This is a genomic window from Caldimonas mangrovi, assembly GCF_023721835.1.
GTDB classification, from domain to species: Bacteria; Pseudomonadota; Gammaproteobacteria; order Burkholderiales; family Burkholderiaceae_C; genus Caldimonas; species Caldimonas mangrovi.
Map to the genome: position 1 here is coordinate 237,707 of NZ_JAMKFE010000001.1, position 13,767 is coordinate 251,473.

Below are 13,767 nucleotides of genomic sequence, written 5' to 3' on the forward strand. Positions count from 1 at the left end.
GCCCAAGTGTGCCCAGCCGCGTCACGGGCAGGCCGATTGCTGCATGATGGTGTGTCTGCCTCGCCGCCCTTTTCCCAGCGCCTGCTGCTCACGCTCGTTGTCGTGGCAGGCGTGCTGCTCGCATGGAATCTGCGCGAAGTGATCGTGCTGGTGTTCGCCGGCTCGGTGGTGGCTGTCACGCTCACCGCCTTCGGCCGGCCGCTGCGGCGGTACTTCGGGCTGTCGCGCCGGGTGGCTTTGGCGGCGGTGCTGGCCGCGCTGGTGGCCGTCCTGGGCCTGGGCATCTGGCTGATCGGCCCGGCACTTTCGGAGCAGTTCGAGCGCCTGCGCGAAGAGCTGCCACGGGCGGTCGATGCGGTGGGGGGCTGGCTCGACAGCAACGCACTCGGTGCGGCGCTGCGCGACGCCTGGAACGGGCTCAAGGCCGACGGGGTGCCATGGAGCCGGGTCGCCAGCCTCGCCAGCGTCACACTCGGGTCGCTGGCGACCTTCGGCCTGGTGATCGTGCTCGGCATCTACCTTGCGGCCGACCCCACCACCTACCGGCGTGGCGTGGTCCGCCTGCTGCCGCCCGAACGCCGGGGCCTGGTCGATGGTGCGCTCGGCAGCGCCGGCGAGAGCCTGCACCGCTGGCTGGTCGGGCAGGGCGTGTCGATGCTGGCGGTCGGCATGCTGACCACGCTGGCGTTGTGGGCCATCGGCATGCCGCTCGCCCTGGCGCTCGGCGTGATCGCGGCGGTGCTCGACTTCGTGCCGTTTTTCGGCCCCATCGTCGCGGGCGCGCTGTCGGTGCTGCTGGCGTTCATCGAGGGACCGCAGACGGCGCTGCAGGTGGCGATCGCCGTCATCGCGATCCAGCAAGTCGAGGGCAACGTGCTGATGCCGCTGGTGCAGCGCTGGGCCGTGGCGCTGCCGCCGGTGCTGGCGCTGCTGTCGGTGGTGATCTTCGGTGTGCTGTTCGGGCTGCCCGGCGTGCTGCTCGCGACGCCCATGATGGTGGTCGCCATGTCGCTGGTCGACTCGCTCTACCTTCAGACTTTCATCGAGACGCCTTCGTCCCGGGGGCCGGACTGACGCGCCAGATGACGTTGCCGACGTCGTCGGCGACCAGCAACGCACCGCGGCCATCGACCGCCAGCCCCACGGGTCTGCCGAGCGCGTTGCCTTCCGCGTCGAGGAAGCCGGTCAGCACGTCGACGGGCCGGCCGGCAGGCTTGCCGTCGCGAAACGGCACGAAGATCACCTTGTACCCGCTCGGTGGACGCCGGTTCCATGAGCCGTGCTGGCCCACGAACATGCCTTCGGTGAACGGAGCCGGCAGCCTGGCGCCGCCGGACCATGCCAGGCCGAGCGACGCGGTGTGCGCACCGAGCGCGTAGTCAGGCACGATGGCTCGCTGCACCAGGTCGGGCCGCTGCGGTTGCACGCGCTCATCGACATGGCCGCCGTAATAGCTGTAGGGCCAGCCGTAGAAGCCGCCGTCACGCACCGAGGTCATGTAGTCGGGCACGAGGTCGCTGCCGATCTCGTCGCGCTCGTTGACCGAAGTCCACAGTGTTGCGGTACGCGGCTCCCAGGCGAGGCCGACGGGGTTGCGCAGCCCCGAGGCGTACACCCGTGCGTTGCCGGTGGCGCGGTCGATTTCCCAGATCGCGGCGCGGCCCTCTTCCTGCTCGAGTCCGTTCTCGGCCACGTTGCTGTTGGAGCCGACACCGGCGTACAGCTTGCCGCCGTCGGGGCTGGCGATCAGGCTTTTCGTCCAATGGTGGTTGAGCGGCCCGCCGGGCAGCGGCGCGAGCAGGGTGCCTGGTGCCGTGATGCGGGTTTGTCCCGGCGCGTAGGGAAAGCGCAACACGGCGTCGGCATTGGCGACGTAGAGGTCCTGCCCGACCAGCGCCATCCCGAACGGCGAGTTGAGCCCCTCGAGGAAGACCGAACGATGATCGGCGGTGCCGTCGCCGTCGGTGTCGCGCAGCAGCGTGATGCGGTTGGCACTCGGTACGCCAGCGCCGGCGCGCTTCATCACCTGTTTCATGACCCAGGCGCGCAGGCCCTTGTTCTCGGGCTTGGGCGGCGCATTGGTTTCGGCGACCAGCACGTCTGCGTTGGGCAGCACAAGCAGCCAGCGCGGGTGGTCCAGGCCTTGCGCGAAGGCCTGCACCTGCGTGCCGGGCGCGCTGACAGGGGCGGTCCCCTCGGGCCAGCCCCTGGCCGGGGCGATGTCGACGGTCGGGATGAGGCTCTTGGCGGGCGGCGGCAGCGTCGGTTGCGGGCCGATGCCGGCATCGACCGGCAGCTTCGCGTTTTCACAGGCGCACAGCGCCAGCACGAGCACTCCGAGGGCCCAGGGCAGGGGATGGAAAAGCGACACGGCGATCTCCGGTAGGCACGAGGTGCGAGCAGCACGTGCCATTCCCGCGGGGCAAACCCGGGTGGCGCGCTCGGCTGGGCAGCCTATAACTGAGGGGGTCGCCGCGGGTGCGGCGCGGCGGACCTTTTTTGTTCGACCCCACAGGACGCGAGCCATGAGACAGTTCATCCGGCATCCCGTGAGCGTGCCCATCGAGGTCAAGACCGACCGCCATGAGCCGCAACGGGCCGTGCACACACATGACATCAGTCTCGGCGGGTTGGCTTTCGTGGCCGACGAGCCGCAGGCACCGGGCGCCGAACTCGGTCTGCGCATCGGCTGCGTGCAGCCGCCGTTCGAGGCGCGTGCCCGCGTCGTCTGGTGCCGCCCGCATGCGGCCAATGGCAGCGCCGAAGCCTATGAACTGGGCGTCGCCTTCCTCGATCCGCAGGACGTGTTCCTGGCCCGCATGGTCGAGCAGATCTGCTATATCGAGGACTACCGGCGCGAAGTGCTGCGCTGCGAGGGGCGCGAACTGACGTCCGAGGAAGCCGCCTTCGAGTGGATCGATCGCTATGCCGCCGACTTCCCGGTACAGCGGCACATGCCGATGCACTGAGCGGCGGCGGGTCAGCGGGCCTCGGCGACGATGCGGCCCAGGCGTCTCAGCGCCTGCCCCAGTTCGGGCGTGGGCGGCAGGCCGCAGTTGATGCGCAGACAGTGGTCGAAACGCCTCGAGTTCGAGAACATCAGGCCGGGCGCAACGCGTATGCCTTCGTGCAGTGCCGCGTCGAATACCGATTCGGACGGCGTACCGGGCGGCAGCTCCAGCCACAGGTGCACGCCGCCGCGGGGCTGGCTGAGGCGGGTTCCCTGCGGAAAACCGGCCGCGATGGCCGCGGCCATCCAGTCGCGATGCCGACGCAGGCGAGCGCGCAGCCGCTGCAAATGTCGCTCGAAGCTGCCGCTGCCGATGAAATCGGCCGCCGCCAGCTGGGACAGCACCTCGTTGCCGCGCGACTGGGTGAACTTGAGCATCTCGATGCGCGATCGCCACCGGCCCGGCAGCACCCAGCCGAGCCGCATGCCGGGTGCCAGCACCTTGTGCAGCGAGGCGCAATGGATCACGTTGCCTGTCGTGTCGAAGGACTTCGCGGCGGGCAACGGTGTGTCGGCGTCGTACAGCGGGCCGAAGGTGTCGTCTTCGATCAAGACGATGTCGTGCGCTTCGCACCACTGCACCAACTGCCGGCGGCGCTCGGCGGGCATGGTGGCGCCGAGCGGATTCTGCAGGTGCGGCACGAACACGACGGCGCGTATGCCCTCATAGGACGCGGCGGCGAGGTCCAGGGCCTCGAGCGACAGGCCGGTGTGGCCGCTGGTGGGGATTTCCAGCGCGCGCAGGCCCAGGCTTTCCAGCAACTGCAACAAGCCGTAGTAGGCCGGTGACTCGATCGCGACCACGTCGCCCGGCCGCCCCACCGCTCGCAGCGCGAGCGCCAGCGCCTCGGTGCCGCCATGGGTCACGATCACCTCGCGTGGCGCCGTGACAATGCCGGACGACAGCAGGTGCTTCGCCACCGCGGCGCAGAAGGCCGGATGGCCGGTATGAGGCACCGACTGGCCCCACAGCGCAGGCTCCCGGCGCAGCGCCCGCACGCTGGCGGCGCGCAACGCTTCACACGGATAGAGCGGTGCCGAGGCTGCCGCGCCGCCCAGGTTGAAGCGCACCGGCGCCAGCCGTCCCCGCACGACGACAGACGACACCCGCTCATGGATGCCGACATACTGCGCCGGGTTAGGCAGGACCGCTCGCGGCTCCGGGACCGGTTCAAGGCGGGGCCGCACCGAGGACTGCACGAAATATCCGGAACGCGGCCGCGCTTCAAGCCAGCCCAGCGATTCGAGGTGCCGGCAGGTCTGCAGCGCGGTCGACAGGCTGACGCCATGGCGTTCGCTCAGCACACGCAGCGCCGGCATGCGGTCGCCGGGGCGCAGCGTGCCGGCCTCCATGGCCTGTCGGTAGTGGCCGGCGAGTTGGAGGTAGAGCGGCTGGCTGGGCATCGTGGAGGCAATCCGACTGTGGCGCCCGGCATCGTAGCGGACATGGGTGCGGGCGCTGCTGTTCCGGTGCGATCCGGGCGCGCCTGTGCCTGTCGCCATGCAGCGTCTGGCCTTAGGCTGTGATCTGTCCGGTACAACGCGGAAGCCTCCGATGAACGAACTCCCGATTTCCTTCGATGACGTGGCACGTGCCCATGAACGGCTGCATGGGGTGGTGCACCGCACGCCGGTGTGGACCTCCGCGACTGCGGACGCACTGACCGGTGCGCGCCTGTTCTTCAAGTGCGAGCACCTTCAGCGCATGGGCGCGTTCAAGATTCGCGGCGCCTACAACGCGATCGCGCAGTTCACGCCGCAGCAGCGCAACGCAGGTGTCGTGACCTTCTCGTCGGGCAACCACGCGCAGGCTATCGCGCTCGCGGCGCGCCTGCTCGGCGTGCGAGCCGTGGTGGCGATGCCGGCGGACGCGCCGCAGGCCAAGCGCGACGCGACACGCGGCTACGGTGCCGAAGTGCGCAGCTACGACCGCTATGCGGAAGACGGCCAGGCGGTGGCGTCCCAGTTGGCGCGCGAGGACGGGTTGACGCTGATCCCGCCGTTCGACCACCTGCACGTGATGGCAGGGCAGGGGACGGCGGCGAAGGAATTGATCGAGGATGTGGGCGAGCTCGACCTCCTGCTGACGCCGGTCGGTGGCGGCGGCCTGTTGTCGGGCTGTGCCGTGACGGCGCGGGCGATGAGCCCGGCCTGCCGCATCGTGGGCGTCGAGCCGGAAGCCGGCAACGACGGACAGCGCAGCCTCGCGGCCGGCGCCATCGTGCGCATCGAGACGCCTCGCACCGTTGCCGATGCGGCGCAAAGCCGCTATCTGGGCGAACACCCGTTTCAGGTGCTGCGGCAACTGGTGCAGGGCATCTTGACAGTCACCGATGGCGAGATCGTCGAGGCGATGCGCTTCGTCGCCGGGCGGATGAAGGCGGTGGTCGAACCGACGGGCTGCCTCGCGGTGGCCGCGGTGCTGGCGAACAAGATCGATGTGCGTGGACAGCGTGTCGGCATCGTGCTGTCGGGCGGGAACGTCGACATGGCGCGGTACGCGGCGCTGCTGGCCGGTGGCGCTCAGCCGGCCTGAGCCTCGGTGCAGTTGGTGCACAGGCCCTTGATCTCGACCGAGCCGACGTGGAAGCCGGCGACGCTCTTGCGCAGCCGCTTGCCGAGCGCCGCGAAGGCTTCCTCGTCGTGCCACTCGGTGACCTGGCCGCACTGCGCGCACACCAGCATCATCGCGTGGTGGTGGACATGCTCTCCATTGCAGACGACGAACGCATTGATGGCATCGACGCGATGGACGAGTTCCTGCTCGATCAGAAATTCGAGTGCCCGGTAGACGGTGGTAGGCGCCACGCGGCCATGGCGCGCACGCATGTCGTCCTGCAGGTCGTAAGCCTTCGCCGAGCCTTCGCGCAGCAGCAGCAGTTCCAGCACTTCGCGGCGCAAAGCCGTGAGCTGTGCCCCGCGGGCCCGGCAATGGGCGTCGGCGGCGGCAAGCTCGCGCGCCAGCGCATCGGAAGAACGCTGGGAAGCGGTGTTCGGGGCAGAAGCGGCAGTCACGCAAGCGAGTTTAATGGCGACCTGCGGAAAGTTCGCGCGGCGGCTGCGCGCCGCGCATCCGTGCCGCGGCGACCACGCAGCCCGCCAGCATCAGGGCGAGCACGATGCACGGTCCGCTGGGCAGATCCCACCCCAGCGAGGCGAGCAGCCCGGCACCGTAGGCCAGGCTGCCGAGGCCGACCGCTGCCAGACCCGACGAACGGGTGCCGCCACCGAAGGCGAGCGCCGGCACGATGAGCGTCGCGAACACGAGGTACAGGCCGAGCAGCGGCACCGACAGGCTGACGAGCACCGCGAAGCACGGGTAGAACAGCCACCCCTGAGCCCAGAGCCGCGGACGCACGAAGTGCAGCACCAGGAAGGGCAACGTCGCCACCGCCAGGGGGGCGAGCCGCGTCCAGTCGGCCCACAGCACGTCGCCGGACAGCATCGCCGACAGCTTCTGCCCGCCGCGCGGGTCGGCGCTGACCCACAGCAGCGCAATCACCGCGCCGGCCACATAGACGAGGCCGATCAAGGCCTCGCGCCGTGCCGGCCAGCGCTCGCCCAGCCAGGCGACGAGTGCTGCTCCGCCCAGCGCGGCACCCGTGCCGGCCAGCCACCCGGTGATGCCGTCGTCGGCCAGCGAAGACGCCACCAGCACGCCGAGCGCGGCCACCTGCGCAATGGCCAGGTCGATGAAAACGATGCCTCGCTTGAGCACCTGCTCGCCGAGCGGCACGTGCGTCAGCAGCGTCAGCACGCCCGCGACGAGCGGCAGCACCAGGATGGACAGGTCGTTGTTCATGGCTTCGGCTTGGCAGCGGCGCGCAGCAGCTCGTCGATCAGCGTGTCGTACAGGCCCTCCAGTGTCCGTGCCGGCCCGTCGGGCGTGACGGTGGCCGGCAACACCAGCAAGGGCGTGCCGATCTGGCCGACCAGCCATTGCCCCGCCTGGGGGTCCTGGTACAGCGCCTGCACGACGGCCGCCGGTGGCGTGTCGCGCACACGCTGCAAGACCTGGCGCAGATGCGACGGTGTCGGCGGCAGACCGGGTTTGGGTTCGAGATCGGCGACCTGTTCGATGCCGAGCCATTCCCACAGGTAGGAGAAGGCGGTGTGCTGCGCGACGACCGCTGTGCCAGCCAAGGGGCCGGCCTTGTCTTCCCAGGCCTCGATGCGACGATCCCAGTCGGTGGCCCAGGCGCGGTGGCGGTCACGATAGATGGCGGCGTTCGCCGGATCGACGCGAGCCAGCCGGTCGGCCAGCGCCGAGGCCACCTGTTTCAGACGCCGGGGATCGAGGTGGAGGTGCGGGTTGCCCTCGGCATGCACGTCGCCCATGCTGCGGTCGACGTGCTCGTGAGCATGCGCCAGATGCACCACGCTCGCGGCATAGAACATCCCGGCACGCCCCTCCTGCACGCTGGCGTTGCCGGCGCGTTGCTGAAGCACCGGCAGCCAGCCCGCTTCGAGCGACGCGCCGGTGCACACGGCCAGCTGGGCGCGGCGCAACGCACTGATCAGCGCGGGCCTGGCCTCGATGTGATGCGGGTCTTGACGCGCGTGGGTTGCAGACGTGACGCGTGCATCGGGTGCCAGCGCCTTGACCAGCGCTGCCCATTCGGGCTCGCAGGTGAAGACATCGAGCGCCTGCGCGCTCGACAGCGGTACGAGCCACATCAGTGTGGCCGCCATCCAGATCCTAGAACGAGTGCGCACCGTGGGCTCCCAGGCTCATCACGTACTGCAGCTGCAGCGAGTTCGCGGCGTCGTCGAAATCGCCACGGTCGCGCTGCCGCGTCCATTGCACGCGCAGCGTCGAGAAATGCGAGCGTTTCCATGCCAGAGACAGGGCGGTTTCCTGCAGGTGGCCGGCATGGAAATGGTCGTCGTGAGGCTCGCGCACCTTCAGGTCGTCGAAGCGCACGCCGGCTTCCCACTGAGGCAGGAAGCGGTAGACGGCAGACACGTACCAGGCCCGGTGCACATCGCCCGCACCGGCATGCTCGTTGATATCGGTGACGCGTGCGTACTCGGCCGAAAGCCGCAATTGCCGCTCGCGGTTGTTGCCGTCGGGCGCCCATTTCCACACGCCGTCGGCGATCACCATCTTGCCGCCGGTGTAGCGGGCGCCGTGCGCGTGCTCGTGAGCGTGCTCGTCTTCGTCCTCTTCCTCCTCATGGTGAGGCTCCAACCGATTGCGCAGGTAGGCCAGGCCGACCTGCCAGCTGTGACTGCTGCCCAGGTCGCCGCCGACCTTGGTCGACAGTGTCCATGCGCCGACGCGCAGGTCGCGCTCGGGCTCGGACACCAACTGCTTGCCGGCAAGAATCTCGAACCCGGTGCGCCAGTACAGCTCGGTGGGCGCGGTCCAGTTCACGCGCAGGCCGGTGTCGAACCAGTGGCTGCCGAGGAAGGCGCGGTACAGCAGCGGCCGCTCGACGAAATCATCGCCGTGGCTGTGCAGTTCATTCAGGTACCCCACCTGGGACAGGAACCGTCCGCCGCGCACCTGCAGGCCGGCCGGCAGCCGCGTCGTCTCGACAAAGGCTTCCTCGAGTTCCAGTTCGGTCTCGCTGTCATGCGTGTGCACCGCGAGCGTGGCGCGCCCTGTGAACACGTCGTCGATGCTGGCGCCGGCCGTCAATTCGGTGTGGCCCAGCGCGAAGCCCTTGTCGCGGCTGCCGAGCGCCAATTCGCGTGAGCTGTAGGCCCCGTCGAGCACCAGGCCCAGCTGTATCGGTGAGACAGGTGATGGGTTCGTGGCAGCGGGCTGCGCCAACGAGAGCGGCGCCGCGAGCGACAGCGCCGCACCGACAAGCTGCGGCAACTTCAGGGGAAGCGGGAAAAAGCGCGACGCTGGCTGTACGCCTGGGCAGAAACGGGTCGTCAAGAAGTCCTCCATTGCGGGTGGTGCGTAGAGTCGGCAATGTTATAACATTACATCATTTTCCGCGGCCGCTCCTGCGTGTCTGCCACGTGCCGCCCCCCTCGGCCACAATGGCCGGTCCCGGCCCGGACGCGATGTCTTGTCGCATCTGGCGGGCCGGGACGACGAAGGTGGTGCATGCGCAATGTTTCGCTTCGCCGGCGGCTGCTTGTGCTGGCTGCGGCCGGCATCCTCCCGCTCGCGCTGATGTCCGGGCTCGGCTTGCTGGCGCTCGCCCAGCAGCAGCGCGAGCAGGCGGGCCGCGCCGGATTGAGCCTGACCCGGGCGATGGCGACGGCGGTCGACGCCGAGCTGCGCCGCTCGGCCTCGGTGCTCGCCTCGCTGGCGACTTCGCAGCCGCTGGACGTCGCCGATACGGCCGGCTTTCTCGAACTCGCGCGACGTGTTCAACAAACCCAGCCGGAATGGCTGTCGGTGATCCTGGCGAATCGCTCCGGGCAAGCGCTGGCCAACACCGGCTTTGCGCCCGGTGCGCCGCTGCCTCCGCTCACGGAGCCGGCCAGCTTCAACGAGGTGCTGCGCACCGGCAACTGGGTGGTCGGGCCGATGGCCGCCGGTCCCCGGGGCAGCTTTGGCGTGGCGGTGCGTGTGCCGGTGGCACGCGATGGCGAGCTGCGCTACGTGCTGACCGGTGTGGTGCGACCACAAGCCATCCTCAAGGTCATCCAGCGGCAGCGCATTCCCGACGACTGGGTGGTCACCGTGCTCGATGCGCGCGGCGTCTGCGTCGCACGCTCACGCGGGCAGGAGCGCTACGTCGGCAAGCCGGCATCGCCGTCGCTGCTGCAGTTGATGGCCTCGGCGGGAGCCGAAGGCGCGGGAGTCACGCGCACGCTCGAAGGCGAGGCGGTCTACACCGGCTTCACCCGGCTGGCCGATACCGGCTGGGTGGTGGCGATCGGCATCCCGGCCTCTGCCGTCGAGGCCGCTGGCGATCGCTCGCTTGCAGCCTACGGCGGCGGCCTGCTGCTGTCGCTCGTTCTCGGCGGGCTGGCGGTGATGCTGGTGGCGCGCAGCATCAACCGTCCGATCGTCGCACTGCGCAGGGCCGCGCAGGCGCTCGGACGCGGCGAAGCGCAGACGATACCGTCGACAAGCGACATACGCGAACTCCAGGAACTCGGGCATGTGCTCGAAGCCTCGGCCCGGCAACGTGCGCAGGCACAAGCCCAGCGCGACGAACTGCTGGCCGCCGAGCGCCATGCCCGCGACGCCGCCGAACAGGCCCGCCGTCGACTCGAACTGCTGGCGGCCGCAGGCACGCGCCTGTCGCACGCGCTGGAGCAAAGCACCGCACTGGAGGCGATTGCAGCGATCATCGTCCCGGGCGTGGCCGACTGGTGCCGCGTCGACCTGCTCGACGAGAACGGCGAGCTGCGGCGCGCGTTGACCCACCACAGCGACCCCGAGAAAGCGCGCCGTGGCGCCGAACTGGCCGAGGTCCTGCGCGCAGCGCCGACGCAGATGGCGTCAATGGCCTGGGTCGTGCAGACAGGCCGCTCGCACGTCGGCTGTTGCGCCTCGCCCGGCGAACTGCAGGGCGCAACCGATCCGGATCTGCAGGCGTTTGCCCGGGCCATCGGGCTGCGCGCCTACTTCGTGGCGCCCCTGATCGCGCGCGGGCGCACGCTGGGCGCGATTGCGGCACTGCAGGCCGAGTCGGGGCGCGACTTCAGCCAAGACGACTGCGCCCTGGTGTCCGAGCTCGCTCACAGAGCCGCGCTGGCGCTCGACAACGCCCGCTTGTATGCCGAGGCCGAGGCGGCGCTGCGCGAGGCGCAGCGGGCGCACCGGGCGAAGGACGAGTTCCTCGCGATGCTCGGGCACGAGCTGCGCAATCCGCTGGCGCCCATCGTCACGGCACTGCACCTGATGAAGTTGCGCGACCCGGGTGAGGCCGGCGGCGTCGAACGCCGCATCATCGAGCGGCAGGTCTCCCACCTGTCGCGCCTGGTGGACGACCTGCTCGATGTCTCTCGCATCACGCAAGGCAAGGTGCAGATCGAGCGCGAGCATGTCGACATGAAGGACGTCGTCGCGCGGGCGATCGAATTGACGCAGCCGGTGCTGCAAACCCGGTCCAAGCCGCTCGAGCTGCACCTGCCCGAAGGCGCCGCTGCGGTCTGGGGCGACCCGGTACGGCTCGCGCAGGTGTTGTGCAACCTGCTGATCAACGCCGCGAAGTTCACGCCTGCAGATCGCGCCATCCGCCTGATGCTCCAGATGGAGGGGGCCGAGGTGGTCACCCGTGTCGAGGACGAGGGCAGCGGCATTGCGCCGGAGCTTCTGCCGCGCGTGTTCGATCTCTTCGTGCAGGGCGAGCAGCCGCTGTCGCGTCATGTCGGTGGCCTGGGGCTCGGGCTGGCGATCGTGCGCACGCTGGTGCAGATGCACGGCGGCAGTGTCGACGCGCACAGTGACGGGCCGGGGCGGGGCAGCTGCTTCGTCGTGCGGCTGCCCGCTGCGCCGCAGCAGGCACCGAGCGTCATTGCACCGACGGTCACCGCGCAGCCGGCCGGCGGGGCCTCGGTGCTGGTGGTGGATGACAACGCCGATGCCGCCGAATCCCTCGCCTTGCTGCTGGACGCCCTCGGCTACCAGACGCGCGCGGCTTTCGACGGTGCGTCGGCGCTGGCCGTGCTCGAAACTTTCGTGCCGCGAGTGGCGCTGCTCGACATTGGCCTGCCGGGCATGGACGGCTACCAGCTGGCGCGCCGCCTGAAGGGTGACGCTCGGCTGGCGGCGTTGAAGCTGGTGGCGCTGACAGGCTACGGCACCGACGCCGACCGCCGGAGGGCACGCTCCGAGGGCTTTGACGCGCACCTGGTGAAACCAGTGCAGGTCGAGCAGCTGCTGGCGGTGCTCAACGAGCTGATCGGCACGGCGCCGGCGGCCGTGGCGGGCCGCGCGCCGCCGTGATGCAGCATTGCGATCGGTCTTCACCGGTAGCTGGTTGCGCTGCACGGCCTTGGCCGATGCGCGCTGGGCGGCGTCAGCCTTCGTTGCGCTCGGCCGCCGGTGCGGCCAGTACGATGTCGGCCACCGGATAGGCCACACAGGGCAGCACCCAGCCTTCGAGCTTCTCCTCGCGACTCAGCCCGGGCCATTCCATGCGATAGCGGATCTCTCCTTGCAACAGCTGGCAGATGCAGGCGCGGCACGTGCCGTTGCGGCAGGAACTCGGCAGGCGGATGCCGGCCGCGCGCGCCGATTGCAGCAAGGTGACGTCGGGAGACGCCACGAAACACCAACCCGACGGCAGGACGAGCGCCGAGGGTGGCGGTGCTTCAGGCCTTGGCAAAGCGCAGCAGGGAGTGGCAGTAACCAATGTCGTCGCGTGCGCTCACGAGCCTCAGCCCTGCCTCTTCGCACAGACGGATGTAGTCGGTGCTTTCGTAGACTTTGCTGTTGCCGCTGGCCATTGCCGTGAAGTACGGCGAGGTGTTGATCAAGCAGTACGCGGCGATGTCGTAACGCTGGCGGTCCCAGAACGTGTCCATGATGAGCACCTGTCCGTCGTGCGCGAGGGCCTTGGCGGCTCGCTGCAGGATCGACGCGATCACCGGCTCGCTGAAGCAACTCAGGAACTGACTCATCCAGACGACGTCCATCCCGGCGGGGAAGGGGGCCGCCGGATCGAGCATGTCAACGGGGTGCAAGTGTGCGCGTTCGCGCACTCCGGCCTCCCGCAGGGTGATGTCGGCCACTGCCAACTGCTGCGGTAGGTCGACGAGATGCAGCTGGACCTGCGCGTCATGGGCCAGCGCCGCACGGCTGAACTTGCCGGTGTTGGCGCCGATATCCATCAGCTGTCTCGCACCCGAGGAGAAGACGTCGCGCAATATCGCCGGAAATGAGGTGTCGGAGTAGAAGTGGTCGAACGCGAACCAGCTGGTCTTTGCAGGCTCCGGTAGCGACGACAACCCCTCGTAGAGCGTGGGCCATGGTCCCAGGGCTTGCAACCCCAACGGCTTCCCGGCGTCGAGCGAGCGGTCGAGGTCGTGCATGCCGACATAGCAGACGTCATGGACGAAATCGAGGTTGATTTGGGTGATCGTGTCGCTCAGAACGCAGTACCCGGTCTTGTCAAGCTGGTAGCGTCCAGCGCGCAACTGCACCACGCCGGCCGACAGGCAGGTTTCGAGCACGACCTTCAGCACATAGGGCGTCCAGCGACCAGTCGCCGCCAGTTCATCGACGCTGAGCCCGGTGTCGCCGGCCTCGGCGAGTGCCTGCAGCATGCCGCGCTTCCAGGCATAGCGCACACACTGAAACACGATGGGTCCGAAGGCAATCTTCTGGGCTTCGAAGCGGGCGTCAAACGCGCTCTGGCGTTCCGGCGAAAAGCTTTTGTCTTGCATGAAGTCTCGGCGGCGGGTTCGGACGGCGACCGCGCATTCTCGCAGCCCTTCGGGGCACGACGGCAGCCCGGGCCCTCTACTTTGTATCCATGTCAGCATTTTTTCTACATCGGGCGCAGTTCCGGCCTGACACCCCCCACCGGCATGCACCCAATGAAGCGCGGCATTTGCTTGCCTAGAGTAGAGACATCGTAGAGACCGAGTCGTGCCGAAGGAGTCACCGTCATGGAAAGTGGTTTGATGGCCCTGAGAGAACCGTGCTGCTTCGAGCTGCGCTTCCAATCGCTGTTCCACCAGGGACGCGCACTGGCCTTCCCCTGTGATGCGGAAGGTCATGTGCACCTGGACTCGCTGAGCGACCGGGCGCGCGACAACTATTTCTATGCTCGCGCCGTGGTCGGGCGCGAGTATTCCGTGCCGGCGGTCGTCAGGCGCGACACGCACTGAGG

Annotated in this window: 13 protein-coding genes; 5 read left to right on the top strand and 8 right to left on the bottom strand. The window is 69.0% G+C overall.

From position 1 onward, the window contains the following. The first annotated feature begins 51 nt into the window (after positions 1 to 51). Entirely contained in the window at positions 52 to 1,074 is a 1,023-nt protein-coding gene (locus tag M8A51_RS01150; protein ID WP_251776285.1) for an AI-2E family transporter, read from the top strand. On the opposite strand, the gene M8A51_RS01155 is transcribed toward M8A51_RS01150, so the two are convergent. Then, positions 1,040 to 2,377 (bottom strand): PQQ-dependent sugar dehydrogenase, encoded by a 1,338-nt coding sequence (locus tag M8A51_RS01155; RefSeq protein ID WP_251776551.1) that lies wholly within the window; start codon positions 2,375 to 2,377, stop codon positions 1,040 to 1,042. The genes M8A51_RS01150 and M8A51_RS01155 overlap by 35 nt on opposite strands. Positions 2,378 to 2,525: 148 nt before the next feature. On the opposite strand from M8A51_RS01155, the gene M8A51_RS01160 reads away from it, so the two are divergent. Beyond that, positions 2,526 to 2,969, top strand: a complete 444-nt coding sequence (locus M8A51_RS01160) for a PilZ domain-containing protein (protein ID WP_251776286.1) — start codon at positions 2,526 to 2,528, stop codon at positions 2,967 to 2,969. A gap of 11 nt (positions 2,970 to 2,980) precedes the next feature. On the opposite strand, the gene M8A51_RS01165 is transcribed toward M8A51_RS01160, so the two are convergent. Next, positions 2,981 to 4,414 (bottom strand): aminotransferase-like domain-containing protein, encoded by a 1,434-nt coding sequence (locus tag M8A51_RS01165; RefSeq protein WP_251776287.1) that lies wholly within the window; start codon positions 4,412 to 4,414, stop codon positions 2,981 to 2,983. Positions 4,415 to 4,565: 151 nt separating this feature from the next. Between M8A51_RS01165 and M8A51_RS01170 the strand changes: the two genes are divergently transcribed. Continuing rightward, complete coding sequence (locus M8A51_RS01170; protein ID WP_251776288.1) at positions 4,566 to 5,546, top strand: threo-3-hydroxy-L-aspartate ammonia-lyase; 981 nt, start codon at positions 4,566 to 4,568, stop codon at positions 5,544 to 5,546. On the opposite strand, the gene M8A51_RS01175 is transcribed toward M8A51_RS01170, so the two are convergent. Genes M8A51_RS01175 through M8A51_RS01190 form a run of 4 tightly spaced genes read right to left on the bottom strand, consistent with a single transcriptional unit; the run spans position 5,534 to position 8,900 of the window. Beyond that, positions 5,534 to 6,025 carry a transcriptional repressor gene (locus tag M8A51_RS01175; protein WP_251776289.1) on the bottom strand — a complete coding sequence of 164 codons (492 nt, stop codon included), beginning with the start codon at positions 6,023 to 6,025 and terminating at the stop codon, positions 5,534 to 5,536. The genes M8A51_RS01170 and M8A51_RS01175 overlap by 13 nt on opposite strands. A gap of 10 nt (positions 6,026 to 6,035) precedes the next feature. After that, complete coding sequence (locus tag M8A51_RS01180) at positions 6,036 to 6,812, bottom strand: metal ABC transporter permease (protein WP_251776290.1); 777 nt, start codon at positions 6,810 to 6,812, stop codon at positions 6,036 to 6,038. Then, positions 6,809 to 7,702: a metal ABC transporter substrate-binding protein gene (locus M8A51_RS01185; RefSeq protein ID WP_251776291.1), complete on the bottom strand. Its 894-nt coding sequence runs from the start codon at positions 7,700 to 7,702 to the stop codon at positions 6,809 to 6,811. Before M8A51_RS01185 ends, M8A51_RS01180 begins: the two co-directional genes overlap by 4 nt. 7 nt (positions 7,703 to 7,709) lie before the next feature. After that, positions 7,710 to 8,900 carry a hypothetical protein gene (locus M8A51_RS01190; protein ID WP_251776292.1) on the bottom strand — a complete coding sequence of 397 codons (1,191 nt, stop codon included), beginning with the start codon at positions 8,898 to 8,900 and terminating at the stop codon, positions 7,710 to 7,712. Between the two features lie 174 nt (positions 8,901 to 9,074). Between M8A51_RS01190 and M8A51_RS01195 the strand changes: the two genes are divergently transcribed. Continuing rightward, on the top strand, positions 9,075 to 11,876 hold the full coding sequence (locus tag M8A51_RS01195; protein ID WP_251776293.1) for an ATP-binding protein: 2,802 nt from the start codon (positions 9,075 to 9,077) through the stop codon (positions 11,874 to 11,876). A gap of 73 nt (positions 11,877 to 11,949) precedes the next feature. Here the strand turns inward: M8A51_RS01195 and M8A51_RS01200 are convergent, their stop codons facing one another. Together M8A51_RS01200 and M8A51_RS01205 are read right to left on the bottom strand one after the other, a co-directional pair. Continuing rightward, the gene (locus M8A51_RS01200; protein WP_407062184.1) at positions 11,950 to 12,285 is read right to left on the bottom strand and encodes a 2Fe-2S iron-sulfur cluster-binding protein; all 336 of its coding nucleotides are present in this window, start codon (positions 12,283 to 12,285) and stop codon (positions 11,950 to 11,952) included. Further along, positions 12,245 to 13,318, bottom strand: coding sequence for a class I SAM-dependent methyltransferase (locus tag M8A51_RS01205; protein ID WP_251776294.1), 1,074 nt, complete (start codon positions 13,316 to 13,318; stop codon positions 12,245 to 12,247). Before M8A51_RS01205 ends, M8A51_RS01200 begins: the two co-directional genes overlap by 41 nt. 240 nt (positions 13,319 to 13,558) lie before the next feature. Here M8A51_RS01205 and M8A51_RS01210 point away from each other — a divergent pair, with 240 nt between their 5' ends. Further along, complete coding sequence (locus M8A51_RS01210) at positions 13,559 to 13,765, top strand: hypothetical protein (protein WP_251776295.1); 207 nt, start codon at positions 13,559 to 13,561, stop codon at positions 13,763 to 13,765. Positions 13,766 to 13,767: the final 2 nt, after the last annotated feature.

Bases quoted from the DNA above. Each gene is read 5' to 3' on its own strand.
- M8A51_RS01180 (WP_251776290.1), bottom strand. From the start codon at position 6,812: ATGAACAACGACCTGTCCATCCTGGTGCTGCCGCTCGTCGCGGGCGTG.
- M8A51_RS01205 (WP_251776294.1), bottom strand. From the start codon at position 13,318: ATGCAAGACAAAAGCTTTTCGCCGGAACGCCAGAGCGCGTTTGACGCC.
- M8A51_RS01160 (WP_251776286.1), top strand. From the start codon at position 2,526: ATGAGACAGTTCATCCGGCATCCCGTGAGCGTGCCCATCGAGGTCAAG.
- M8A51_RS01170 (WP_251776288.1), top strand. From the start codon at position 4,566: ATGAACGAACTCCCGATTTCCTTCGATGACGTGGCACGTGCCCATGAA.
- M8A51_RS01210 (WP_251776295.1), top strand. From the start codon at position 13,559: ATGGCCCTGAGAGAACCGTGCTGCTTCGAGCTGCGCTTCCAATCGCTG.
- M8A51_RS01165 (WP_251776287.1), bottom strand. From the start codon at position 4,414: ATGCCCAGCCAGCCGCTCTACCTCCAACTCGCCGGCCACTACCGACAG.
- M8A51_RS01185 (WP_251776291.1), bottom strand. From the start codon at position 7,702: ATGGCGGCCACACTGATGTGGCTCGTACCGCTGTCGAGCGCGCAGGCG.
- M8A51_RS01195 (WP_251776293.1), top strand. From the start codon at position 9,075: ATGCGCAATGTTTCGCTTCGCCGGCGGCTGCTTGTGCTGGCTGCGGCC.